Origin of the sequence: Enterobacter sp. DTU_2021_1002640_1_SI_PRY_ASU_LCPMC_013 (assembly GCF_032389435.1) — a bacterium.
Classification (GTDB): domain Bacteria; phylum Pseudomonadota; class Gammaproteobacteria; order Enterobacterales; family Enterobacteriaceae; genus Enterobacter; species Enterobacter hormaechei_C.
Window position 1 is genome coordinate 4,474,910 of the sequence record NZ_CP135594.1, and the last position, 23,959, is coordinate 4,498,868.

The window sequence follows — 23,959 nt, forward strand, 5'->3', positions numbered from 1 at the left end:
AGGGCCGGGGTGAGGGCATCAGGCCCCCCCTTTTTTAACTCTCTTTCACCTGCCCCCGTAAAACCGGCACCGGTAACCACGCACGAATGCTCAAACCGCCCCGCTCGCTGGTGCCAATTTCCAGCAGTCCGTTATGGTTATCAACAATACGCTGCACAATCGCCAGGCCTAAGCCGGTTCCGCTGGTGCTGCGCGCGCTGTCGCCGCGCACGAACGGCTGGAACAGGTGCTTACGCTGCTCAGGCTTGATGCCCGGGCCATCGTCTTCCACCTGGAACCAGGCGCGGTTGAGTTCCGTACCGCTGCTGACTTTGATCCAGCCGTTGCCGTACCGCGCCGCGTTGACTACCATATTCGCCACCGCGCGTTTAATGGAGAGCGGGTGCATACGTACCTGAATCTCGCCTGCCTGAAGGTCGGTCGCAATTTCACGTTCGTAGCCGCTTTCGGCGGCAACCACTTCGCCCAGAACCGCATTCAGATCCGCCATCTCCATCGGCATCTCCTGCCCGGTGCGCAGGTAGTCGATAAACTGCTCGATGATGGCGTTACACTCTTCGATATCCTTGTTGATGGACTCTGCAAGATAACCATCCTGCTCGCCCATCATCTCTGTTGCCAGCCGGATACGCGTCAGCGGGGTGCGAAGGTCATGGCTGACTCCCGCCATCAGCAGCGTACGGTCGTCCGCCAGCTGTTTAACGCCTGCCGCCATGTGGTTAAACGCACGCGTTACCGAGCGCACTTCCGATGCGCCATACTCGCGCAGCGGCGGAGGGATAATACCTTTACCGACCTGCAATGCCGCATGCTCCAGATCGACCAGCGGTCGGTTCTGGATACGAATAAACAGCCATGCGCCGCCGATGGCCAGCAGCATGATCGCCAGGGTGTATCGGAACAGCGGCGAGAAGTCGCCCTGATGAATCTCGGTGAGCGGAACGCGCACCCAGATGTTGGGTGACAGCCAGGTTTTCAGCCAGACAACCGGCGAGCTTTTATTGACCTCAACGCGCACTTCCGTCGGGCCGCCAAGCTGCTGCGCCATCTGCTGGCTAAGGAATTCATAGTGCTGCGCCCAGCGCAGGCCGGCATCTTCCGCCGCTTCGTTCGAGTAGAGAGAAATGCCCAGCTCACGGTAGATTTCCCGACGGAACGCCGGGGGAACAACCAACTGCGTGCCGTCCTCCAGTTGCAGTTTGTCGGTCATCAGCATACGCACTTCGTATGCCAGCACCTTATTAAACTGCTGAAGGCTCGGCAGGATTGCAAAGTTCAGCACCACCAGGTAGGTCGTCACCAGGCTGACAAACAGCAGGGTGACGATCAATAACAGCGTGCGGGCAAACGAACTTCGCGGCGAGAAGCGCATTCGCCTCATGCTTTAGAGCCGTCCGGGACAAACACGTAGCCCAGACCCCACACGGTCTGAATATAACGAGGATGCGCCGGATCTTCTTCCACCATACGGCGCAGACGAGAGATCTGCACGTCGATAGAACGCTCCATCGCGGAGTATTCACGACCACGCGCCAGGTTCATCAGCTTGTCACGGGAGAGCGGCTCACGTGGGTGGCTGACCAGCGCTTTCAGCACCGCGAACTCACCGCTGGTGAGCGGCATTGGCTCATCTTCACGGAACATTTCACGGGTGCCGAGGTTCAGCTTGAACTTACCGAATGCAATGACGGCCTCTTCCTGAGATGGCGCGCCCGGCAGCTCGTTCGCCTGACGACGCAGCACGGCGCGAATACGCGCCAGCAGTTCACGCGGGTTGAACGGCTTTGGAATGTAGTCATCAGCGCCAATCTCAAGGCCGACAATGCGGTCGACTTCTTCACCCTTCGCCGTCACCATGATGATCGGCATCGGGTTGCTCTGGCTGCGCAGACGGCGGCAAATAGAGAGCCCATCTTCGCCAGGCAGCATCAGGTCCAACACCATCAGGTGGAAGGATTCACGCGTCAGCAGACGATCCATCTGTTCCGCGTTCGCGACGCTACGAACCTGGAAGCCCTGCTCGGTCAGATAACGTTCCAGCAGCGCACGCAGGCGCATGTCGTCATCTACGACCAGAATTTTGTAGTTCTCTTGCATTGTGTGTACTCCCAAAGGTTCGGATAAGCCTGGAACAGCGTATTCTAAAAAAGTGCACGGGTTCGACCAGCAAATTCTGGTATAAATTCTAGACGAAATTGTTACAAAGCATATTTAACAGCAGCTTATCTGTTCATTTCATCACATAAATCATTATTAATCTTGTCTGTTACACTGTGCGCTACGTATTGTGCGCAAAGACAGTTAACCGGCATTAAAGGCTGCACCATGAAAACGCCTCTGATCACCCGTGAAGGGTACGAGAAACTCAAAAAAGAGATGGATTACCTGTGGCGCGAAGAGCGTCCGGAAGTGACCAAAAAAGTCACCTGGGCAGCAAGCCTGGGCGACCGCAGCGAGAATGCGGACTACCAGTACAATAAAAAGCGGCTGCGCGAAATCGATCGCCGGGTACGCTACCTGACGAAGTGCCTCGAGAATCTCAAAATTGTCGATTACTCCCCGCAGCAGGAAGGTAAAGTCTTCTTCGGCGCGTGGGTCGAAATTGAAAACGACAGCGGCGACACCCTGCGTTTTCGTATCGTCGGCTACGATGAAATTTTCGGTCGTAAGGATTACATTTCTATCGACTCACCCATGGCCCGCGCCCTGCTGAAAAAAGAGGTAGGCGATTTAGCCGTTGTCCAGACGCCTGCGGGTGAAGCAAGCTGGTACGTCAACGAAATCGAGTATGTTAAATAGTCCGAGAGCGCCCTCCCCGGCTGGCATTTTTTGGTGTCAGCCCGTATAACTATCCCCCTGATTTTCGATCCACAAGATGAACTGACCATGATGAAAGAGTCGCTCTGCCGCATTATTGCGGGTGAACTTCAGGCCAGAGCCGAACAGGTAGAAGCTGCCGTTCGCCTGCTTGATGAAGGGAACACCGTGCCGTTTATTGCACGTTATCGTAAGGAAGTCACCGGCGGTCTGGATGACACGCAGCTGCGAAACCTGGAGACCCGTCTGGGCTATCTGCGCGAGCTGGAAGACCGACGTCAGGCGATCCTCAAATCTATCGGCGAGCAGGGCAAGCTGACCAGTGACCTGGAAAAAGCCATTAACGGTACCCTGAGTAAAACCGAGCTCGAAGACCTCTATCTGCCGTACAAACCGAAGCGCCGCACGCGCGGGCAGATTGCGATCGAAGCCGGCCTTGAGCCACTGGCCGATCTGCTGTGGAACGAGCCGTCTCACGATCCGGAAACCGAAGCCGCCAAATTTATCGACGCCGATAAAGGCGTAGCGGACACCAAAGCCGCGCTGGACGGCGCGCGCTATATTCTGATGGAGCGCTTCGCCGAAGACGCGGCGCTGCTGGCCAAAGTGCGTGATTACCTGTGGAAGAACGCGCATATCGTCTCCACCGTGGTGTCCGGCAAAGAGGAAGAAGGCGCGAAATTCCGCGACTACTTCGATCACCACGAACCCATTTCTACCGCGCCGTCTCACCGCGCGCTGGCGATGTTCCGCGGCCGTAACGAAGGCGTGCTGCAACTCTCCCTGAATGCCGATCCACAGTTTGACGAGCCGCCAAAAGAGAGCCACTGCGAGCAGATCATTATCGATCATCTCGGCCTGCGCCTGAACAACGCCCCGGCGGACAGCTGGCGCAAAGGCGTGGTGAGCTGGACCTGGCGCATCAAGGTGCTGATGCACCTCGAAACCGAGCTGATGGGCACCGTGCGCGAGCGCGCCGAAGACGAAGCGATCAACGTCTTCGCCCGTAACCTGCACGACCTGCTGATGGCGGCGCCAGCTGGCCTGCGCGCCACCATGGGTCTCGATCCGGGTCTGCGTACCGGCGTGAAGGTGGCCGTGGTTGACGGCACCGGCAAGCTTGTCGCCACCGACACCATTTACCCGCACACCGGTCAGGCAGCGAAAGCGGCTGTCGTCGTCGCCGCGCTGTGCGAGAAGTACAACGTTGAGCTGGTTGCCATCGGTAACGGTACGGCGTCCCGAGAAACTGAACGTTTCTATCTCGACGTGCAGAAGCAGTTCCCGAAAGTGACGGCGCAGAAAGTGATCGTCAGTGAAGCGGGGGCATCTGTCTATTCCGCCTCGGAACTGGCAGCGCAGGAGTTCCCGGATCTGGACGTTTCCCTGCGCGGCGCGGTCTCTATCGCCCGTCGTTTGCAGGATCCGCTGGCGGAGCTGGTGAAGATTGACCCGAAATCCATCGGCGTGGGCCAGTATCAGCACGACGTGAGCCAGACGCAGCTGGCGCGCAAGCTGGATGCGGTAGTGGAAGACTGTGTTAACGCCGTCGGCGTGGACCTGAACACCGCTTCCGTTCCCCTGCTGACCCGCGTGGCGGGCCTGACCCGTATGATGGCGCAGAATATCGTCGCCTGGCGTGATGAGAACGGTCAGTTCCAGAACCGCCAGCAGTTGCTGAAGGTGAGCCGTCTGGGGCCGAAAGCATTTGAGCAGTGCGCGGGCTTCCTGCGCATCAACCACGGCGATAACCCGCTGGATGCCTCTACCGTTCACCCGGAAGCGTACCCTGTTGTTGAGCGCATCCTGGCCGCCACCCGGCAAGCGCTGAAAGACCTGATGGGCGACAGCAGCGCGCTGCGTAACCTGAAAGCGGTGGATTTCACCGACGAACAGTTCGGCGTGCCGACGGTGACCGACATCATCAAAGAGCTGGAAAAACCGGGCCGCGATCCGCGTCCTGAGTTTAAAACCGCGACCTTTGCTGAGGGCGTAGAAACCATGAACGACCTGCTGCCGGGCATGGTGCTGGAGGGGGCGGTAACCAACGTCACCAACTTTGGCGCATTTGTGGATATCGGCGTGCATCAGGATGGTCTGGTGCATATCTCTTCCCTCGCCGACAAGTTCGTTGAAGATCCGCACACCGTGGTCAAAGCGGGCGACATCGTGAAGGTGAAAGTGCTCGAAGTGGATCTCCAGCGCAAGCGTATTGCCCTGACCATGCGTCTGGACGAGCAGCCGGGCGACACTAACGCGCGCCGTGGCGGTAATGGCGGTGGCCGTGAACAGCAGCGTCCGGCAGCGAAAGCCGCGAAGCCACGCGGACGTGACGCACAGCCGGCGGGCAACAGCGCGATGATGGATGCGCTGGCAGCGGCGATGGGTAAGAAACGCTAATGCTGTAAATGCCCGGTGGCGCGACGCTTACCGGGCCTACGGTTTTGTAGGCCGGGCAAACGCAGTGCCGCCCGGCAAGCAGGCCGCAGGGAATTAAAATAAATATGTTGTATCCATATTTAAACCAAGAATTATCACCTCATTAACAAATAGCCTTCTTTTTATTTTCACCTCAATTTCGCAAATATTGAGCAAGGTCAAGCAGACCGCAAATTAATACGATTAACAACATCCCGTCACATTTTTATTATTGCTGATAAAAACTATTCTCATTATCATCGCAGTGTAGATTATTTAACCTATCGTGGAATCAGGCGCTATGCAATTCACTCCAGACAGTGCGTGGAAAATTATCGGTTTTACCCGTGAGATAAGCCCGGCCTATCGGCAGAAGCTCCTGTCACTGGGCATGCTACCCGGCTCATCATTCCAGGTTGTGCGCGTTGCGCCGTTGGGCGATCCAGTTCATATCGAAACCCGACGCGTTAATCTGGTTCTGCGTAAAAAAGATCTCGCATTAATTGAAATTGAATCTTTATCCCGTTAACAAGCCAGCGGTTTCAGTGAGTCTACTACAATGAAAAAATTAACTATTGGCTTAATTGGCAATCCTAATTCCGGCAAGACAACCTTATTTAATCAGTTAACTGGCGCACGCCAGCGTGTGGGAAATTGGGCAGGCGTGACGGTTGAACGCAAAGAAGGCCAGTTCACCACGACAGATAATCAGGTCACACTGGTTGATTTACCGGGGACCTATTCCCTCACCACGATTTCATCCCAGACCTCTCTCGATGAGCAAATTGCCTGCCACTATATTCTGAGCGGCGACGCGGATCTGCTTATCAACGTGGTGGATGCCTCTAACCTCGAACGAAATCTGTATCTCACGTTACAGCTGCTGGAGCTGGGTATTCCCTGCATCGTGGCGCTTAACATGCTCGACATCGCGGAGAAGCAAAAGCTGCGCATCGACGTCGATGCCCTCTCCGCCCGTCTGGGCTGCCCGGTGGTTCCGCTGGTTTCCACCCGCGCTCGCGGCATTGACGCCCTGAAGCTGGCGATTGACCGCCACACGGGCAATGCCGACGTCGAACTGGTGCACTACGCCCAGCCGCTGCTGCGCGAAGCCGGGCAGCTGGCGCAGGAGATGGATAACAGCATGCCCGCCAGACAACGTCAGTGGCTTGGCCTGCAAATGCTGGAAGGCGATATCTACAGCCGCGCCTACGCAGGCGATGCGGCGGATAAGCTGGATGTCGCACAGGCTCGCCTGAGCGACGAGCTGGATGACCCGGCCCTGCACATTGCGGATGCGCGCTATCAGGCCATCGCCGCTATCTGTGACGTGGTCAGCAATGCATTAACCGCTGAACCCAGCCGCTTCACCGCCGCCGTGGATAAGATTGTGCTCAACCGCTTCCTCGGTTTACCGATCTTTTTACTGGTGATGTATGTGATGTTCCTGCTCGCCATTAACATCGGCGGTGCATTACAACCTATCTTTGATGGCGGCTCTGTCGCTATCTTCGTGCACGGTATTCAGTGGCTGGGCTACACCCTCCACTTCCCGGAATGGTTGACCATCTTCCTTGCGCAGGGGATCGGCGGCGGGATCAATACAGTCCTGCCGCTGGTGCCGCAGATCGGCATGATGTACCTGTTCCTCTCCTTCCTTGAGGATTCCGGTTACATGGCGCGCGCCGCCTTCGTGATGGACCGCCTGATGCAGGCGCTGGGGCTGCCGGGCAAATCCTTCGTGCCGCTGATTGTCGGCTTTGGCTGTAACGTGCCGTCAGTCATGGGCGCGCGTACGCTGGATGCCCCGCGCGAACGCCTGATGACCATCATGATGGCGCCGTTCATGTCCTGCGGCGCGCGGCTGGCGATCTTCGCGGTCTTTGCCGCGGCGTTCTTTGGTCAGGAAGGAGCGCTGGCCGTCTTCTCCCTGTATGTGCTGGGTATCGTGATGGCTATTCTCACCGGCCTGATGCTGAAGCACACCATCATGCGTGGCGAAGCGTCGCCGTTCGTGATGGAACTGCCGGTTTATCACGTTCCGCATCTGAAAAGCCTGATTATTCAGACATGGCAGCGCCTGAAGGGCTTCGTTCTGCGCGCCGGTAAGGTGATTGTGGTGGTCAGCATTTTCCTGAGCGCCCTGAACAGCTTCACTCTGAGCGGCCAGGCCGCGGACAACATTAATGACTCTGCCCTGGCCTCCGTCAGCCGGATCATTACGCCGGTCTTCAAACCGATTGGCGTTCAGAAAGACAACTGGCAGGCAACCGTGGGCCTGTTCACCGGCGCGATGGCAAAAGAGGTGGTTGTCGGCACCCTGAACACGCTTTACACCGCGGAAAACATCCAGGAAGAGGAGTTTAATCCGGCAGCGTTCAACCTCGGCGATGAACTGCTTGGCGCGGTGGAAGAAACCTGGCAGAGCCTGAAAGACACCTTCAGCCTGAGCGTACTGGCGAACCCGATTGAAGCCAGCAAAGGCGACGGCGAAATGGCGACCGGAGCAATGGGCGTGATGGGCCAGAAATTTGGCAGCGCGTCGGCGGCCTACAGCTACCTGATCTTCGTCCTGCTCTATATTCCGTGCATCTCGGTCATGGGCGCCATTGCCCGTGAGTCCAGCCGTGGCTGGATGGGCTTCTCCATTCTGTGGGGGCTGAACATTGCCTACTCGCTGGCGACCGTGTTTTATCAGGCCGTCAATTATAGCCAGCATCCGCGCTACAGCCTGGTCTGTATCCTCGCGGTGATCCTGTTTAACGTGATGGTGATTGGCCTGCTGCGCCGGGCGCGTAGCCGCGTTGACGTTAACCTGCTGGCGACGCGTAAAACCCCGACAACCTGCTGTAGTAGCCCTGCGGGCGACTGTCACTGAGGGAAAAAAACATGGCATCGTTGATTCAGGTTCGTGACTTACTGGCGTTACAGGGACGAATGGAGGCGAAGCAGCTCAGCCTCAGCCTGCATACGCCGCAGCCGATGATCGATGCCATGCTGGAAAGGCTGGAGGCCATGGGGAAAGCCGTGCGCATTCAGGAAGAGCCGGACGGTTGTCTGTCCGGCAGTTGTAAGAGTTGTCCTGAAGGTAAAGCCTGTCTCAGGGAGTGGTGGACGCTTCGCTGATAAAACCGGACAGCGCCGAACAAAACTCAGCAGGATGAGAGATGAACGGCGCATGTGCCGCTTTGGCAACCACCATTGATTTACTCTCCGGCCACAGCGCATCCAGCAGCGGAACCACCTTGCGCGGAACCAGTCCATCCAGATAGCCATAAATACGCAGATGCGGCACCGTTAACGACGCCAGCGGCTCGCGCAGATCGGCCGTTTTCAGGATTTCCAGCCCTCCGTTCAGCACCTCAACCTCCGGCATCGGCAGAGAAAGCACCGTCTGCTTCAGCGTCCGCGCATCCTGACGGGCGGTTTCTGTTCCCATCGTCTGTAATGCCAGGAAACGCTCCACCGTCCGCTGGAAGTCTTCGCTCAGCTGATGCTGGAACCCGGCCAGCACCTCAGGTTTGATGCCCGGCCACGCCTCGCGGGCGCTGAAACAGGGTGATGAGGCCACGGTCACCAGCGCCTGGACCCGTTCAGGATGGCGCAGCGCAATCTGGCTTGCCACCAGCCCGCCCAGGCTCCAGCCGAGCCAGACGGCTTTTTGCGGCGTCGCTTCCAGAACCTGCTCCGCCATGTCGTCGAGCGTCATCGCGCCGTAGCCGTGGCTGCGGCCATAGCCCGGTAGATCCACCAGGTGTACCGTGAATTGCGAGGCCAGTTCCTCACTTATGCAACGCCACACTTCGGCGTTCAGTCCCCATCCGTGCAGCAGCACAAGATGACAATTTCCCGTCCCAACGGTCTGCCACCACAGCGTCTTCATCAGTTAACGTTCTCTTTTTTCACATGGAGGTTGCGTATGCTAACAGTGCCCGGCTTGTGCTGGCTATGCCGAATGCCACTTGCGATGAGCGCGTGGGGCGTCTGTTCCGTTTGCACGCGAGCGCTGGGTTACCTGAAGGGCTGTCCGCAATGCGGCTTGCCTGCCGTAAGCCAGACGCTCCCCTGCGGCCGTTGCCTGAAAAAAGCGCCGCCGTGGAGCGCGCTGGTGGCGGTGGATGATTACGTTTTGCCGCTGAGTCGTCTGGTTCATCAGTTTAAGTTTTCCAGCCAGACTGCACTGGCGCAGCCCCTGGCACGCCTGTTGTTACTGGCGGTATTACAGGCGCGAAGAACGCGCGGGCTGCCGCCGGTCGACACGCTTGTGAACGTGCCACTGTTTCAGCGTCGGCACTGGCGGCGGGGATACAATCAGAGCGACCTGCTGTGCCGTCCGCTCGCCCAATGGCTGGGTTGCCGGTACCCAGCCTCTGCGCTGAAACGTACTCATGCCACTGCCGTTCAGCACCGGCTCAACGCCCGGTCGCGCAAAAGGAACCTGAAAAACGCCTTTCGCCTTGAATTGCCGGTCAACGGCCTCCATATCGCGATTGTGGATGATGTCGTCACCACGGGCAGTACCGTGGCTGAACTTTCCCGACTGCTTTTGCAAAGCGGCGCCGCGTCAGTTCAGGTATGGTGTCTGTGCCGTACCTTGTAGCCCTTCTTCAATGGGCGTATGATTATACCCAGGTAATTTAGTCAACTATTAGGCCAAAGCTATGATCCGTATTTCCGATTCTGCACAAGCGCACTTTGCCAAACTGCTGGCAAATCAGGAAGAAGGGACGCAGATCCGCGTGTTTGTGATCAATCCAGGCACTCCGAATGCAGAATGTGGTGTCTCTTATTGTCCTCCGGATGCTGTGGAAGCAACTGACACTGCCCTTAAATTTGAACAGCTCACCGCGTACGTTGATGAGCTGAGCGCGCCGTATCTTGAAGATGCGGAGATTGATTTCGTCACTGACCAGCTGGGTTCTCAGCTGACGCTGAAGGCGCCAAACGCGAAGATGCGTAAAGTTTCTGACGATGCCCCGCTGATGGAGCGTGTGGAATATCTGCTGCAATCGCAGATCAACCCGCAGCTGGCCGGCCACGGGGGACGTGTTTCCCTGATGGAAATCACCGAAGATGGTCTGGCGATCCTGCAATTCGGCGGCGGCTGTAACGGCTGCTCCATGGTTGATGTAACCCTGAAAGAAGGGATCGAGAAGCAGCTGCTGAACGAATTCCCGGAACTGAAAGGCGTGCGCGATCTGACCGAGCACCAGCGCGGCGAGCACTCTTACTACTGATTCAGTACCCGTCTGTATTGCCCGGTGGCGCTGCACTTACCGGGCCTACAAAAACAGTGCGGTCTGATGCCCTCACCCCGGCCCTCTCCCACGGGAGAGGGTGAAAACATTAAAAACGGTAACCTCAGGGTTACCGTTTTGCGTTTACCTCTCCCTCTGTATGTTGACCTGCGTCTCATAATTTAAATTTTACCTGCCTGGGTGATTCTCAATCACCGCATGTTACCCGTATCATTCTCGTGGGCACTCAACACCCTTATAACAGCCGACTAAACTTAACGTTTTCGCAGGCATCAGTATGAGTGCCGTTAACACTCTGTTCCCAGTTGGGACAACCGGAATTTGTCGTTGAAACAATGACGTTACCCATAACAATTCAAAGGCCAGGTCAATCATGCCATTAGTCATCGTCGCTATCGGTGTTGTGTTATTACTGCTCTTGATGATCCGCTTCAAAATGAACGGATTTATCGCTCTGGTTCTGGTGGCACTTGCAGTCGGTCTGATGCAGGGAATGCCGCTGGTTAAAGTTATCAGCTCCATTAAAGCCGGTGTCGGCGGTACGCTCGGCAGCCTGGCGCTGATCATGGGCTTCGGCGCCATGCTCGGTAAAATGCTCGCGGACTGCGGTGGCGCACAGCGTATTGCCACCACGCTGATCGACAAATTTGGTAAGAAGAACATTCAATGGGCGGTGGTGTTAACCGGTTTTACCGTCGGTTTCGCGCTGTTCTATGAAGTGGGCTTCGTGCTGATGCTGCCGCTGGTGTTCACCATCGCCGCTGCCGCCAACATCCCGCTGCTGTTCGTGGGTGTGCCGATGGCTGCGGCGCTGTCCGTCACCCACGGTTTCCTGCCGCCGCATCCGGGCCCAACGGCTATCGCCACCATCTTCCATGCCGATATGGGTAAAACCCTGCTGTTCGGTACGATTCTGGCAATCCCAACCGTGATTCTGGCAGGCCCGGTGTATGCGCGCTTCCTGAAAGGCATTGATAAGCCTATCCCGGAAGGGCTGTACAGCGCCAAAACCTTTACTGAAGAAGAGATGCCAGGCTTTGGCGTCAGCGTCTGGACCTCACTGGTACCGGTGATCCTGATGGCGATGCGTGCCATAGCAGAGATGGTTCTGCCGAAAGGTCACGCGTTCCTGTCCGTTGCGGAGTTCCTGGGCGACCCGGTGATGGCGACGCTGATTGCGGTCCTGATCGCCATGTTCACCTTCGGTCTTAACCGTGGCCGTTCCATGGATCAGATCAACGACACGCTGACTTCTTCCATCAAAATCATTGCCATGATGCTGCTGATCATCGGCGGTGGCGGCGCGTTCAAGCAGGTGCTGGTCGACAGCGGCGTGGATAAATACATCGCGGCCATGATGCATGAAACCAACGTCTCCCCGCTGCTGATGGCATGGTCTATTGCCGCGGTGTTGCGTATCGCGCTGGGCTCTGCGACCGTTGCGGCGATTACCGCGGGCGGTATCGTTGCGCCGCTGATTGCGACCACGGGCGTCAGCCCTGAGCTGATGGTTATCGCGGTTGGTTCCGGTAGCGTGATTTTCTCCCACGTGAACGATCCGGGCTTCTGGCTGTTCAAGGAGTACTTCAACCTGACCATCGGTGAAACCATCAAGTCCTGGTCCGCGCTGGAAACCATTATTTCGGTGTGCGGTCTGGTCGGGGTGCTGCTGTTGAATATGGTGGTTTGATGTAAAAAAGCCGGGTGGCGCTAACGCTTACCCGGCCTACATTCTATTCCCCCTCCCCCTGGGAGAGGGTTAGGGTGAGGGTGAAACTACCGCTTCTTACCCACCGCTCTTCTGCGCTTGTCCAAATCCTTAATCAACCTGTTCACCCCGTCATCGGCAAACATCGCTTCAAGCGTTGTGGACAGCTTGCGGCGCCAGTTTTTGTACTGATAGCTGGTGCCGGGGATGTTTACCGGCTCCGCCATATCAATCCAGTCTTCCGGTTGCAGACCGAGCAACGCGCTGTTGCTGTCGGCAATATAGCGCTGTAAGCCACGGTTAAGCGTTGGCGTCATCGACATCAGCGACGCCTTATGCCCGGCGCGCTTCGGCAGACAGCCATGCTTATGCAGCGCATCCAGCAACCCCTGCTTCGCCAGCTCGCGATCCTGATACAGCCCACGCAGAACCTCTTCATCCGGGTAGAGACCCAGCGTTTTGCCGAGCGTCAGGTCGCCGCTTTCCCAGTAGCCTCTGAGCGTAGGAAGATCATGCGTCGTCGCGACTGCCATTGACTGTTCAGGGTACGCTTTCGGCGCGCGGAAGGTTTTCTCATGGTCGTTTTCAAAATAGAGCACTTTGTAGGAGTAAACCCCGCTGTCGCGGAGCTTGCTGACAATTTCCACCGGCACGGTACCGAGATCTTCGCCAATCACCATGCACTGATGACGTTTACTCTCCAGCGCGAGGATTGAGAGCAGGTCGTCCACCGGATACTGCACGTACGCCCCGTGGTCAGCCGTTTCACCGTACGGGATCCACCACAGGCGCAGCACGGACATCACGTGGTCGATACGCAACGCACCGCAGTTCTGCATGTTAGCGCGCAGCAGGTCGATAAACGGCTCGTAGGCACGCGCCGCCATCACGTGCGGATCCATCGGCGGTAAGCCCCAGTTCTGACCGAGCGGGCCCAGAATATCCGGCGGCGCCCCCACAGAAGCTTTCAGGCAGTAAAGTTCACGGTCACACCAGGTTTCCGCCCCGCCTTCCGCCACGCCGACAGCCAGATCGCGATACAACCCGATCAGCATGTTATAGCCCTGGCTCACCTGCCAGCAGGCGGCAAACTGGCTGTACGCCAGCCACTGCAACCAGAGATAGAAATCCACCTCGTCGGCATGCGTCTCACAGAATGCCTTCACTTCCGGGGTATCAACGGACTGATAGGCTTCCGGCCACACCGGCCAGCCCCAGCGCATCTCGTCCTCCTGAACCTGATACGCATGCAGCGCATCAAACGCTGCCTGCCAGTAAAGGCTCTCACCTTCCTGCATCACAAACTGGCGGAAGGCTGCCATCTGCTCGTCGTCACGCTTCGCAAAGCCCTTCCAGGCCAGACGCAGAGCCGCCATTTTCAGCGCGGTAACGGAGGCGTAATCAACCCAGTCCGCATCGCGGGCCTGTTTCAGCAGCTGTTGCGTGGTCTCAAGCTTCCACCACGCCTGCGCCTCTTTGCTGTTTTTGAAATCGTCTAACGCGTTAACGTCGATGTAAATCACGTTCAGCCAGCGACGGGAAGACGGGCTGTACGGGCTGGCGCTTTCCGGATTCGCCGGATAGAGGGCGTGGATCGGGTTGAGGCCGATGAACGCGCCGCCGCGCTCACCAACAGATGCCAGCATCTTTTTCAGGTCGCCAAAATCGCCAATGCCCCAGTTGCTGTCCGAACGCAGGGTATAGAGCTGCACGCAGGCGCCCCACAGCTTTTTGCCTTCACGCAGCGCCTGCGGCTCATAGCAGCGCTTTGGCGCCACAATCACCCGACAGTGAAAACGCTGGTCGTCCCGGGTAAGCGTAAGCGTGTGGTAGCCCTCCGGCAGCTTCGCCGGAAGGTTGAGGGTTTTGCCGCCGGTGGCATGGCCTTTGTGCTGATGCCCCTCTTCGGTAGTGAGCAGCCAGCTGAACTCGCCGCGCCCTTCCACCGCCAGCGGCATCTTTTTGCCCGCGGTAAAGACCTTGACGTTCGGCACCGGCGCACCCGACGCTTTCGCGTCGGTTTTGTGCATGGCATCCAGCAAACGTCTTTTGGTGTCCGCACCAATAGACTGCGGTTTGCCGTGCGCATTGATGTAACTGAGGCTAATTCTCGCCGCCTGCGCGGCACTGTCCAGACGTTTACTCTCCATCGCGCTTCCTTAGCGTTTTGCCTGCCAGATACGAGCCTGATAATCACGGATTGAGCGGTCAGAGCTGAACATACCGCAGCGCGCGGTGTTCAGGATACACGCGCGGGTCCAGGCATCCTGGTCGCGATACAGCACGTCGACCTGCTTCTGCGCTTCAACGTAAGCCGAGAAGTCAGCCATCACCAGGTACGGGTCGCCGCCCTGTTTGTCCATGCTGTGCAGCATCTGGTCAAACGCGTGCTTGTCGCCGTCGCTGTACTTCCCGCTTTCCAGCTCTTTGAGCACCGCATCCAGCACTTTATCTTTTTTACGCCATTTCACCGGGTCGTACCCTTTGGCTTTGATGGCTTTCACTTCTTCAACAGTATGGCCGAAGATAAAGATGTTCTCTTCGTCGACCTTCTCGGCGATTTCGACGTTCGCACCGTCCAGCGTGCCGACGGTCAGCGCGCCGTTCAGGGCCAGCTTCATGTTGCCGGTACCGGACGCTTCTTTACCGGCGGTAGAGATCTGCTCGGAAATATCCGCCGCCGGGATCAGCATTTCAGCCGCAGAAACGCAGTAGTCCGGCAGGAACACCACCTTCAGCTTGTCGCCCACTTTCGGATCGCTGTTGATCGCCGCCGCCACTTTATTAATGGCAAGGATAATGTTTTTCGCCAGGTAGTAGCCCGGCGCCGCTTTCGCACCGAACAGGAACACGCGCGGGACGCGGTCGGCCTGCGGGTTCTCGCGGATCTCTTTGTACAGCGCCAGAATGTGCAGCAGGTTCAGGTGCTGACGTTTGTACTCGTGCAGTCGTTTGATCTGGATATCGAAAATCGCATTCGGGTTAATCTCAATTCCGGTGCGCATTTTCACAAACTCGGCCAGACGAACCTTGTTCTCCAGCTTAATGGCGCGGTACTGCTCGCGGAACTTCGCGTTGTCGGCCTGTTTTTCCAGGTTGATGAGCTGGTCCAGGTCGTTGGCCCACTCTTTCTTCAGGGTCTTGTCCAGCAGGCCGGCCAGCAGCGGGTTGCACTGCTTAATCCAGCGACGCGGCGTGATGCCGTTGGTCACGTTATGGAATTTGGTCGGCCACAGCTGGTGGTATTCCGGGAAGAGATCTTTCACCACCAGATCCGAGTGCAGCGCGGCCACGCCGTTCACCGCAAAGCCGCTGACCACGCACATGTTCGCCATGCGCACCTGCTTGTCGTGCACAACGGCCAGCTTCGCCCAGACGGCCTTATCGCCCGGCCAGGTTTTCTCCACCAGCGTTTTGAACTGGTCGTTAATCTTGTTGATGATCTGCATATGGCGCGGCAGCAGCGTTTTCACCAGCTTCTCATCCCAGCACTCGAGCGCTTCCGGCATCAGGGTGTGGTTGGTGTAGGCGAAGGTGCGGCTGGTGATGGCCCAGGCGTTGTCCCAGCTCAGTTGATGCTCGTCGATCAGCACGCGCAGCAGCTCCGGGATGGCAATGGTCGGATGCGTGTCGTTAAGCTGAATAACTTCGAAGTCCGGCAGCTGAGCCAGCTTGCGGCCCGCCAGGTGGTGGCGACGCAGAATATCCGCCACGGAGCAGGCGCACTGGAAGTACTGCTGCATCAGACGCAGCTTTTTACCCGCCAGATGATTATCGTTCGGGTAGAGGACTTTGGTCAGCTTCTCGGCGTCGATCCCCTGCTGCTCGGCGCGCAGGAAATCACCGTCGTTGAATTTGGTCAGGTTAAACGGATGCGCGTGCTTCGCCTGCCACAGGCGCAGCGGCTGCGCCACGCCGTTACGGTAGCCGAGTACCGGCAGGTCCCAGGCTTCACCGGTAATGGTGAACGCCGGTTCCCAGAGTCCCTGCTTCGTGACTTTCCCGCCAATCCCGACCTGCACATCCAGCTGCGCGTTGTGGCGGAACCACGGATAGGTATTGCGGTGCCAGTCATCCGGCGCTTCCATCTGATGGCCGTCGGCAAATGACTGACGGAACAGGCCGTACTGATAGTTCAGGCCATAGCCAATCGCCGACTGGCCCACGGTTGCCATGGAATCCAGGAAACAGGCTGCCAGACGTCCCAGACCGCCGTTACCCAGCGCCGGATCAATCTCTTCTTCCAGCAGATCGGTCAGGTTGATGTCGTGTTCTTTCAGCACGTCACCGACCTCCTGATACCAGCCAAGGTTCAGCAGATTGTTACCCGTCAGACGGCCAATCAGGAACTCCATTGAAATGTAGTTGACGTGACGCTGGCCTTTCACGGGCTTCGTCACAGGCTGAGCGTCCAGCTGCTCTGCGAGCGCCCCGCTCACCGCCTGCCACCACTGGTGAGGCGTCATTTCGTTTGCAGCATGAAGGCCAAAACGCTGCCACTGACGCGTCAGGGCAGCCTGAAATTGAGCTTTGTTGAAAGTAGGCTGTGACATAGGGAATCGGCATCCTGTAGAGAGTAAAAACATTTAGCGCTAGTGTGCCTGGCTCATTGCGCCTCTTCCTCCTCCTGTCGGGGATTAGACAGGGAGGAGTAGCGGGGATGAGCATAAAAGTGTGATCGAGGCCACTGTGTGAGTGTGCGCTTCGCTGAAAAAGCGATCCCGGAAGAGCGTCAAAGAAATGAAATGCAGTTTCGGAGGAATTAATCATCGCTGAAATGATTACTTACGTAGAATAATATTTCCGCGCGTCGCGATTATTCAGCACCCCTATTAAGCCGATGCAACTTTCCCCGAAGTTAATTAACTTCAGCGTCATTATCTCTTTCTGAAACCAGTTTCAGCGCAACCGCGACTTATGCACACAAGCCAGAAGCAGCGCGGCATCCAGCCATTTACGGAAAGTTCCATCAGTGATGAGAATGTTTTGTGACAGAGTGCAAATTCAGAGCCTCCAAACCCAGACATAACTTGCAATAGTTCCTCTATTGGCCGAACTTATAGATATTAATTACGAAGCGCAAAAAAAATAAATTCTCTCGTTCCCCACAGTGAAGTGAAAACTATGTTGATTCCGTCCAAATTAAGTCGCCCGGTTCGTCTTGACCATACTGTGGTCCGCGAGCGCCTGCTGGCTAAACTTTCCGGTGCGCATAATTTCCGACTGGCGCTGGTTACGAGTCCTGCGGGTTATGGAAAAACAACGCTCATTTCGCAATGGGCGGCAGGTAAAAGCGATCTTGGCTGGTACTCCCTGGATGAAGGGGATAACCAGCAGGAGCGTTTTGCCAGCTATTTAATTGCCGCGATTCAGCAGGCAACCAACGGACACTGCGTCACCAGCGAGGTGATGGTGCAAAAGCGCCAGTACGCCAGCCTGTCCTCTCTTTTCTCCCAGTTGTTTATCGAGCTGGCCGAATGGCATCGCCCGCTGTATGTGGTGATTGATGATTATCATCTGATCACCAACCCGGTTATTCACGAGTCCATGCGTTTCTTCCTGCGCCATCAGCCGGAAAACCTGACGCTGGTTGTCCTGTCGCGTAACCTTCCGCAGTTGGGCATTGCCAACCTGCGCGTGCGCGATCAGCTGCTGGAAATCGGCAGTCAGCAGCTGGCCTTTACCCATCAGGAAGCGAAGCAGTTCTTTGACTGCCGCCTGACGTCTCCGATTGAGGCGTCGGAAAGCAGCCGCCTGTGCGATGACGTTGCCGGCTGGGCCACGGCGCTTCAGCTGATTGCCCTCTCCGCGCGGCAAAACAACAGCCCGACGCATCAGTCCGCACGCCGCCTGGCGGGCATCAACGCCAGCCACCTGTCGGATTATCTGGTGGATGAGGTACTCGACAGCGTTGACCTCTCCACCCGCCATTTCCTGCTGAAAAGCTCCCTGCTGCGTTCCATGAACGATGCGCTGATTGTGCGCGTCACCGGCATTGAAAACGGGCAGCTTCAGCTCGAAGAGATTGAACGTCAGGGTCTGTTCCTGACGCGCATGGACGATCCCGGCGAATGGTTTAGCTACCATCCGCTGTTTGGCAGCTTCCTGCGCCAGCGTTGCCAGTGGGAACTGGCCGCAGAGCTGCCTGACATTCACCGCGCCGCCGCCGAAAGCTGGATGGCGCAAGGTTTTCCGAGCGAGGCTATCCACCATGCGCTGGCCGCCGGGGATGCCGGTATGCTGCGCGATATTCTGCTCAACCACGCGTGGGGACTGTTCAACCACAGTGAACTGACGCTGCTGGAAGAGTCGTTAAAAGCGCTGCCGTGGGAAAGCCTGCTGGAGAATCCGCGTCTGGTGCTGCTCCAGGCCTGGCTGATGCAGAGCCAGCATCGCTACAGCGAAGTGAACACCCTGCTGGCGCGCGCCGAGCAGGAGATGGAAAGCGAGATGGATACCACCCTGCATGGCGAATTTAACGCCCTGCGTGCGCAGGTGGCGATTAACGACGGTGACCCTGAGGAAGCCGAACGGCTGGCGATGGTCGCGCTGGATGAGCTGCCGCTGGCGAATTTTTACAGCCGTATTGTGGCCACCTCGGTACACGGCGAAGTGCTGCACTGTAAGGGCGATCTCACGCGTTCGCTTTCACTCATGCAGCAAACCGAACAGATGGCGCGCCGCCACGATGTCTGGCATTACGCCCTCTGGAGCCTGATCCAGCAAAGCGAGATTTTATTTGCTCAGGGGTTCCTGCAAGCCGCCTGGGAAAACCAGGAGAAAGCGTTCCAGCTGATCCGTGAACAGCATCTGGAACAGCTGCCGATGCACGAGTTCCTGTTGCGTATTCGCGCTCAGCTGCTGTGGGCATGGTCGCGTCTGGATGAAGCAGAAAGCAGCGCCCGCCAGGGTCTGAATGTCCTTTCGAGCTTCCAGCCGCAGCAGCAGCTCCAGTGTCTGGCTCTGCTGGTGCAGTGCTCGCTGGCGCGCGGCGACCTGGATAATGCCCGCAACCATCTTAACCGCCTGGAAAACCTGCTCGGCAACGGGCAGTACCATAGCGACTGGGTATCCAACGCCGATAAGGTGCGGGTGATTTACTGGCAGATGACCGGCGATAAAAAGTCCGCCGCCAACTGGCTGCGTCATACGCCTAAACCGGAATTTGCCAATAACCACTTCCTGCAAAGCCAGTGGCGCAACATCGCCCGCGTGCAGATCCTGCTGGGTGACTTTGAGCCTGCCGAGATTGTGCTGGAAGAGTTAAACGAAAACGCCCGCAGCCTGCGCCTGATGAGCGATTTAAACCGCAACCTGCTGCTGTTAAACCAGCTTTACTGGCAGGCGGGACGTAAAAACGATGCCCAGCGCGTACTGCTGGAAGCGTTGCAGCTGGCGAACCGCACCGGGTTTATCAGCCACTTTGTGATTGAGGGTGAAGTGATGGCCCAGCAGCTGCGCCAGCTGATTCAGCTCAACACACTGCCAGAACTCGATCAGCATCGCGCCCAGCGCATTCTGCGCGAGATTAACCAGCACCACCGCCACAAGTTTGCGCACTTCGATGAGAACTTTGTTGAACGTCTGCTGAACCATCCGGAAGTGCCGGAGCTTATCCGCACCAGCCCGCTCACCCAGCGTGAATGGCAGGTGCTGGGGCTGATCTATTCCGGCTACAGCAACGAGCAGATTGCCGGTGAGCTGGCGGTGGCGGCGACCACCATCAAAACGCACATTCGCAATCTGTATCAGAAGCTGGGCGTAGCGCATCGACAGGATGCGGTGCAGCATGCGCAGCAGCTGTTGAAGATGATGGGATATGGAGTGTAATTCCTCTGCGGTCTGATGCCCTCACCCCGGCCCTCTCCCACAGGGAGAGGGAGAAAATTTTGTAGGTCGGGTAAGCGCAGCGCCATCCGACACAACTGCTAGCACAATTCCAGCTGCAAATTGTTATCCTTAATTACCTGCATCACGCCCGCCGGCGGCATTACGTCGGTGTAAACCGCATCCACCATGCTGATGCTGCCCATGTTGACCATCGCGTTACGGCCAAATTTGGAGTGGTCCACCACCAGCATCACGTGACGTGAGTTTTCAATGATCGCGCGCTTGGTGCGCACCTCGTGGTAATCAAACTCCAGCAGCGAGCCGTCGCTGTCGATGCCGCTGATCCCCAGAATGCCGAAGTCGAGGCGGAACTGAGAGATAAAATCGAGCGTCGCTTCGCCGATGATGCCCCCGTCGCGGCTGCGCAGTTCGCCGCCCGCGAGGATGATGCGGAAATCGTCTTTCTGCATCAACGTGTTGGCCACGTTCAGGTTGTTGGTCACCACGCGCAGGTTCTCGTGGTTCAGCAGCGCATGGGCGACCGCCTCCGGAGTGGTGCCGATATCAATAAACAGCGTCGCGCCGTTCGGGATCTGGCTCGCCACTTTACGGGCGATACGCTCTTTCTCTGCCGTTTGCGTCGCCTTACGGTCATGCCATGAGGTGTTCACCGAGCTGGACGGCAGCGCGGCGCCGCCGTGGTGACGCAGAATACGGTTCTGATCGGCCAGGTCGTTGAGGTCACGACGGATGGTTTGCGGGCTGACGGCAAACTGCTCCACCAGCTCTTCAGTACTGACGTATCCCTGTTTTTTTACCAGTTCGATAATGGCGTCATGACGTTGTGTTTGTTTCATGAAATATCCCTGGGAATTATGTTCGTTTTCGCGCATGGAGCGTATCGGCCAGCGCCATCGCCAGCCCGACCGCCAGGCCGGTAACGTGCGCACCATTGGCGATAGACATACCAAACAGATCAAACCATCCGGCAATAAGCCATATTAACGCAAAGGTTATTAATCCACGTTGTAAATAGATGCCGCTATCCGGGTCGCGCTCGCCTCTGAGCCAGGCGTAACCCATCAGGGCGTACACCACGCCGGATAACCCGCCAAACCATGGACCGCTGAATTTGTGCTGCACGTAGCCGCTTAACAGGGCGCTGATAAGGGTGATCACAATCAGCTTGCCGCTGCCGAGTCGCTTCTCCACCGCCCCGCCGAGATACCACCACCACAGCAGGTTAAAGAGGATATGCATCACCGAGAAGTGCATCAGCGCATGCGTGAAGTAGCGCCAGACGTCAAATTGCAGGGAGGGATCGTACGGCCATGCGAGGGCAATCATCACGCTCTGGTCGCCCACCACGCTCATAATAATGAAGACGATGATGCAGGCTGCCATCAAAAGCAGCGTAAACGGCCCTGCGCGCTCGCGGAGGGTGGCGAGAAACGGAAAACGTTGATAGTGCAGGCCACTGCCGGTCTGGCCGGATTGCCAGCTTGCCGCCAGATAACGCGGGTCGCCCGGGTTTTCCAGAAAACGCGCCAGCTCGTCGTTCACTCGGCCGGCCTGGCTTTCGTCTGCCAGCCAGACATCCGTCTGTGTATGCTGCTGAATAGTCAGGATAATGCCCTGCGTCGCCATATAGTCGACAAACGCCTGGGCGACGCGCGGGTTGCTAAAAGAGGTGATCATCAACATGGGCAGCGGTCGCTTATTTCCACACAAAAGGGGACAGTATAGCGGGATCAGCGCTCAAACGCGTATTCAACTTCTGCCGGGAAATGACGATGCCAGGCATCGAAGCCGCCATCGACGCTGTACACCGCGTCGTAACCCTGCTGGAGCAGATACTGCGCCGCGCCTTTACTGCTGTTGCCGTGATAGCACATCACCATCACCGGGGTATCGAAGTCGTTATCGCGCATAAACGCGCCCAGCGTGTCGTTGGTGAGATGGAATGCGCCCGGCGTGTGGCCCATCGCAAAGCTCTGCGGATCGCGGATATCCACCAGCACCGCTTGTCCCTGGTGCATCTTCTGATGGGCTTCTTCTACGTTAATACATTCAAACTGATCCATGGTGTTCTCATCTTATATTCAGGTGTGGTGCGGTTTTCCCTCACCCCAGCCCTCTCCCGGAGGGAGAGGGAAACGGATCACCCTCTCCCCGTGGGAGAGGGCTGGGGTGAGGGCATCAGACCGCACTATTTTACCGCGTAGTGTACGTCCTGGCGGCGGGTAAACGCCATTATGTTATCCATATCACTCTAAATTGTTTTTTTGATGTTACCAAAGGCGCGTTCCTTTGCTATTATGAGCGATATCGAACATTTTTGAGCTTTAACGAAAGTGCATGAGGGTGTTATGGAAACCAAAGATCTGATTGTGATAGGCGGTGGCATCAACGGTGCCGGTATTGCGGTTGATGCCGCAGGACGCGGTTTATCCGTGCTGATGCTGGAAGCTAACGATCTCGCCTGCGCGACGTCGTCCGCCAGCTCCAAGCTGATCCACGGTGGCCTGCGCTACCTGGAACACTACGAATTCCGCCTGGTCAGCGAAGCGCTGGCCGAACGCGAAGTACTGCTGAAAATGGCTCCGCATCTGGCGATCCCGATGCGCTTCCGCCTGCCTCATCGCCCGCACCTGCGTCCAGCGTGGATGATCCGCATTGGTCTGTTTATGTACGATCATCTGGGTAAACGCACCAGCCTGCCGGGTTCGACCGGTTTGCGTTTTGGCTCAGAGTCGGTCCTTAAGCCTGAAATCGTGCGCGGTTTCGAATATTCCGACTGCTGGGTGGACGATGCGCGTCTGGTACTGGCTAACGCGCAGATGGTCGAGAAGAAAGGCGGCGAGGTGAAAACCCGTACCCGCGCGACCGCCGCACGCCGCGAAAACGGCCTGTGGATTGTGGAAGCGGAAGACGTGGATACCGGTGAGAAGTTTAGCTGGAAAGCGCGCGGCCTGGTGAATGCCACCGGCCCGTGGGTAAAACAGTTCTTCGATGACGGTATGCACCTGCCTTCTCCGTACGGCATCCGCCTGATCAAGGGCAGCCACATTGTGGTGCCGCGCGTGCATACCCAGAAACAGGCTTATATCCTGCAAAATGAAGACAAGCGCATTGTGTTTGTGATCCCGTGGATGGACGAGTTCTCCATCATCGGCACCACCGACGTGGAGTACAAAGGCGATCCGAAAAACGTTGAGATCGACGAGAGTGAAGTCAGCTACCTGTTGAAAGTGTACAACGCGCACTTTAAGAAACAGCTGGCGCGCGATGACGTGGTCTGGACCTACTCCGGCGTGCGTCCGCTGTGTGATGACGAGTCTGACTCACCGCAGGCCATCACCCGTGACTATACGCTTGATATTCATGACGTGGACGGTCAGGCGCCCCTGCTGTCGGTATTTGGCGGTAAGCTCACCACCTACCGTAAACTGGCGGAGCACGCGCTGGAGAAACTGGCGCCGTATTACAAAGGCATCGGCCCGGCGTGGACGAAAGGCGCCGTGCTGCCTGGCGGCGATATCGGCGATAACCGCGACGATTACGCCGCGAAGCTGCGTCGCCGCTTCCCGTTCATTACCGAAGGAATGGCGCGCCACTATGCCCGTACCTACGGCAGCAACACCGAACTGTTCCTCGGCGAGGCGAAAGAGATTGCCGATCTGGGCGAGCATTTTGGCCATGAGCTGTACGAAGCGGAACTGCGCTACCTGGTGGAACACGAGTGGGTGCGCCGTCTGGACGATGCTATCTGGCGTCGTACTAAAGAAGGGATGTGGCTGAATGCCGAGCAGCAGTCTCGCGTGGCGCAATGGTTGCAACAACATGCGGGAAAGCGTGAATTGTCGTTGGCGTCGTAATTGAAAAAAAGCCGGGTGGCGGCTCCGCCTTACCCGGCCTACTCGATCCC

18 protein-coding genes are annotated in these 23,959 nt (G+C 57.3%); 10 read left to right on the forward strand and 8 right to left on the reverse strand.

Annotated elements, in window-relative coordinates:
* Positions 1 to 34 precede the first annotated feature (34 nt).
* A complete protein-coding gene (gene envZ, locus RS584_RS21495) occupies positions 35 to 1,381 on the reverse strand; it encodes a two-component system sensor histidine kinase EnvZ (RefSeq protein WP_003861615.1) in 1,347 nt (448 codons plus the stop codon).
* On the reverse strand, positions 1,378 to 2,097 hold the full coding sequence (gene ompR / locus RS584_RS21500) for a two-component system response regulator OmpR (protein ID WP_001157751.1): 720 nt from the start codon (positions 2,095 to 2,097) through the stop codon (positions 1,378 to 1,380). Before ompR ends, envZ begins: the two co-directional genes overlap by 4 nt.
* 228 nt (positions 2,098 to 2,325) lie before the next feature.
* Here ompR and greB point away from each other — a divergent pair, with 228 nt between their 5' ends.
* The 5 genes from greB to feoC all read left to right on the forward strand — a co-directional run bounded on the left by greB (position 2,326) and on the right by feoC (position 8,361).
* Positions 2,326 to 2,799 carry a transcription elongation factor GreB gene (gene greB / locus RS584_RS21505; protein ID WP_017384149.1) on the forward strand — a complete coding sequence of 158 codons (474 nt, stop codon included), beginning with the start codon at positions 2,326 to 2,328 and terminating at the stop codon, positions 2,797 to 2,799.
* An 87-nt stretch (positions 2,800 to 2,886) separates the two neighbouring features.
* Positions 2,887 to 5,217, forward strand: coding sequence for a Tex family protein (locus RS584_RS21510; RefSeq protein ID WP_015571440.1), 2,331 nt, complete (start codon positions 2,887 to 2,889; stop codon positions 5,215 to 5,217).
* Between the two features lie 319 nt (positions 5,218 to 5,536).
* On the forward strand, positions 5,537 to 5,764 hold the full coding sequence (gene feoA, locus RS584_RS21515; RefSeq protein ID WP_015571441.1) for a ferrous iron transporter A: 228 nt from the start codon (positions 5,537 to 5,539) through the stop codon (positions 5,762 to 5,764).
* A 30-nt stretch (positions 5,765 to 5,794) separates the two neighbouring features.
* A complete protein-coding gene (feoB, locus tag RS584_RS21520; RefSeq protein ID WP_315748603.1) occupies positions 5,795 to 8,113 on the forward strand; it encodes a Fe(2+) transporter permease subunit FeoB in 2,319 nt (772 codons plus the stop codon).
* Between the two features lie 11 nt (positions 8,114 to 8,124).
* Positions 8,125 to 8,361 (forward strand): [Fe-S]-dependent transcriptional repressor FeoC, encoded by a 237-nt coding sequence (feoC, locus tag RS584_RS21525; protein WP_017384148.1) that lies wholly within the window; start codon positions 8,125 to 8,127, stop codon positions 8,359 to 8,361.
* Here the strand turns inward: feoC and bioH are convergent.
* On the reverse strand, positions 8,336 to 9,118 hold the full coding sequence (gene bioH / locus RS584_RS21530; protein ID WP_045339135.1) for a pimeloyl-ACP methyl ester esterase BioH: 783 nt from the start codon (positions 9,116 to 9,118) through the stop codon (positions 8,336 to 8,338). The two genes, feoC and bioH, sit on opposite strands and share 26 nt — an antisense overlap.
* Positions 9,119 to 9,154: 36 nt before the next feature.
* Between bioH and gntX the strand changes: the two genes are divergently transcribed.
* The 3 genes from gntX to gntT all read left to right on the forward strand — a co-directional run bounded on the left by gntX (position 9,155) and on the right by gntT (position 12,183).
* The gene (gene gntX, locus RS584_RS21535) at positions 9,155 to 9,835 is read left to right on the forward strand and encodes a DNA utilization protein GntX (RefSeq protein WP_315748604.1); all 681 of its coding nucleotides are present in this window, start codon (positions 9,155 to 9,157) and stop codon (positions 9,833 to 9,835) included.
* A gap of 61 nt (positions 9,836 to 9,896) precedes the next feature.
* The gene (gene nfuA, locus RS584_RS21540; protein ID WP_003861601.1) at positions 9,897 to 10,472 is read left to right on the forward strand and encodes a Fe-S biogenesis protein NfuA; all 576 of its coding nucleotides are present in this window, start codon (positions 9,897 to 9,899) and stop codon (positions 10,470 to 10,472) included.
* A gap of 394 nt (positions 10,473 to 10,866) precedes the next feature.
* The gene (gene gntT, locus RS584_RS21545; RefSeq protein ID WP_017384145.1) at positions 10,867 to 12,183 is read left to right on the forward strand and encodes a gluconate transporter; all 1,317 of its coding nucleotides are present in this window, start codon (positions 10,867 to 10,869) and stop codon (positions 12,181 to 12,183) included.
* An 86-nt stretch (positions 12,184 to 12,269) separates the two neighbouring features.
* Here the strand turns inward: gntT and malQ are convergent, their stop codons facing one another.
* Both malQ and malP read right to left on the reverse strand, forming a co-directional pair.
* Positions 12,270 to 14,351, reverse strand: coding sequence for a 4-alpha-glucanotransferase (gene malQ / locus RS584_RS21550; RefSeq protein WP_315748606.1), 2,082 nt, complete (start codon positions 14,349 to 14,351; stop codon positions 12,270 to 12,272).
* A 9-nt stretch (positions 14,352 to 14,360) separates the two neighbouring features.
* Positions 14,361 to 16,754: a maltodextrin phosphorylase gene (gene malP / locus RS584_RS21555; protein ID WP_315748607.1), complete on the reverse strand. Its 2,394-nt coding sequence runs from the start codon at positions 16,752 to 16,754 to the stop codon at positions 14,361 to 14,363.
* A 571-nt stretch (positions 16,755 to 17,325) separates the two neighbouring features.
* Here malP and malT point away from each other — a divergent pair.
* A complete protein-coding gene (gene malT, locus RS584_RS21560) occupies positions 17,326 to 20,031 on the forward strand; it encodes an HTH-type transcriptional regulator MalT (protein WP_017384142.1) in 2,706 nt (901 codons plus the stop codon).
* A gap of 98 nt (positions 20,032 to 20,129) precedes the next feature.
* On the opposite strand, the gene RS584_RS21565 is transcribed toward malT, so the two are convergent.
* Genes RS584_RS21565 through glpE form a run of 3 tightly spaced genes read right to left on the reverse strand, consistent with a single transcriptional unit; the run spans position 20,130 to position 22,115 of the window.
* The gene (locus RS584_RS21565) at positions 20,130 to 20,888 is read right to left on the reverse strand and encodes a DeoR/GlpR family transcriptional regulator (protein WP_017384141.1); all 759 of its coding nucleotides are present in this window, start codon (positions 20,886 to 20,888) and stop codon (positions 20,130 to 20,132) included.
* Positions 20,889 to 20,904: 16 nt separating this feature from the next.
* On the reverse strand, positions 20,905 to 21,735 hold the full coding sequence (glpG, locus tag RS584_RS21570; RefSeq protein ID WP_015571451.1) for a rhomboid family intramembrane serine protease GlpG: 831 nt from the start codon (positions 21,733 to 21,735) through the stop codon (positions 20,905 to 20,907).
* Positions 21,736 to 21,782: 47 nt separating this feature from the next.
* Positions 21,783 to 22,115, reverse strand: a complete 333-nt coding sequence (gene glpE / locus RS584_RS21575) for a thiosulfate sulfurtransferase GlpE (RefSeq protein WP_015571452.1) — start codon at positions 22,113 to 22,115, stop codon at positions 21,783 to 21,785.
* A gap of 285 nt (positions 22,116 to 22,400) precedes the next feature.
* Between glpE and glpD the strand changes: the two genes are divergently transcribed.
* Entirely contained in the window at positions 22,401 to 23,909 is a 1,509-nt protein-coding gene (gene glpD / locus RS584_RS21580; protein WP_015571453.1) for a glycerol-3-phosphate dehydrogenase, read from the forward strand.
* Positions 23,910 to 23,959 lie beyond the last annotated feature (50 nt).

Coding starts and splice junctions, on each gene's coding strand:
- malQ (WP_315748606.1), bottom strand. CDS start 14,351: ATGGAGAGTAAACGTCTGGACAGTGCCGCGCAGGCGGCGAGAATTAGC.
- gntT (WP_017384145.1), top strand. CDS start 10,867: ATGCCATTAGTCATCGTCGCTATCGGTGTTGTGTTATTACTGCTCTTG.
- envZ (WP_003861615.1), bottom strand. CDS start 1,381: ATGAGGCGAATGCGCTTCTCGCCGCGAAGTTCGTTTGCCCGCACGCTG.
- glpD (WP_015571453.1), top strand. CDS start 22,401: ATGGAAACCAAAGATCTGATTGTGATAGGCGGTGGCATCAACGGTGCC.
- malT (WP_017384142.1), top strand. CDS start 17,326: ATGTTGATTCCGTCCAAATTAAGTCGCCCGGTTCGTCTTGACCATACT.
- feoA (WP_015571441.1), top strand. CDS start 5,537: ATGCAATTCACTCCAGACAGTGCGTGGAAAATTATCGGTTTTACCCGT.
- RS584_RS21565 (WP_017384141.1), bottom strand. CDS start 20,888: ATGAAACAAACACAACGTCATGACGCCATTATCGAACTGGTAAAAAAA.
- greB (WP_017384149.1), top strand. CDS start 2,326: ATGAAAACGCCTCTGATCACCCGTGAAGGGTACGAGAAACTCAAAAAA.
- bioH (WP_045339135.1), bottom strand. CDS start 9,118: ATGAAGACGCTGTGGTGGCAGACCGTTGGGACGGGAAATTGTCATCTT.
- gntX (WP_315748604.1), top strand. CDS start 9,155: ATGCTAACAGTGCCCGGCTTGTGCTGGCTATGCCGAATGCCACTTGCG.
- glpE (WP_015571452.1), bottom strand. CDS start 22,115: ATGGATCAGTTTGAATGTATTAACGTAGAAGAAGCCCATCAGAAGATG.
- feoC (WP_017384148.1), top strand. CDS start 8,125: ATGGCATCGTTGATTCAGGTTCGTGACTTACTGGCGTTACAGGGACGA.
- ompR (WP_001157751.1), bottom strand. CDS start 2,097: ATGCAAGAGAACTACAAAATTCTGGTCGTAGATGACGACATGCGCCTG.
- glpG (WP_015571451.1), bottom strand. CDS start 21,735: ATGTTGATGATCACCTCTTTTAGCAACCCGCGCGTCGCCCAGGCGTTT.
- RS584_RS21510 (WP_015571440.1), top strand. CDS start 2,887: ATGATGAAAGAGTCGCTCTGCCGCATTATTGCGGGTGAACTTCAGGCC.
- malP (WP_315748607.1), bottom strand. CDS start 16,754: ATGTCACAGCCTACTTTCAACAAAGCTCAATTTCAGGCTGCCCTGACG.
- nfuA (WP_003861601.1), top strand. CDS start 9,897: ATGATCCGTATTTCCGATTCTGCACAAGCGCACTTTGCCAAACTGCTG.
- feoB (WP_315748603.1), top strand. CDS start 5,795: ATGAAAAAATTAACTATTGGCTTAATTGGCAATCCTAATTCCGGCAAG.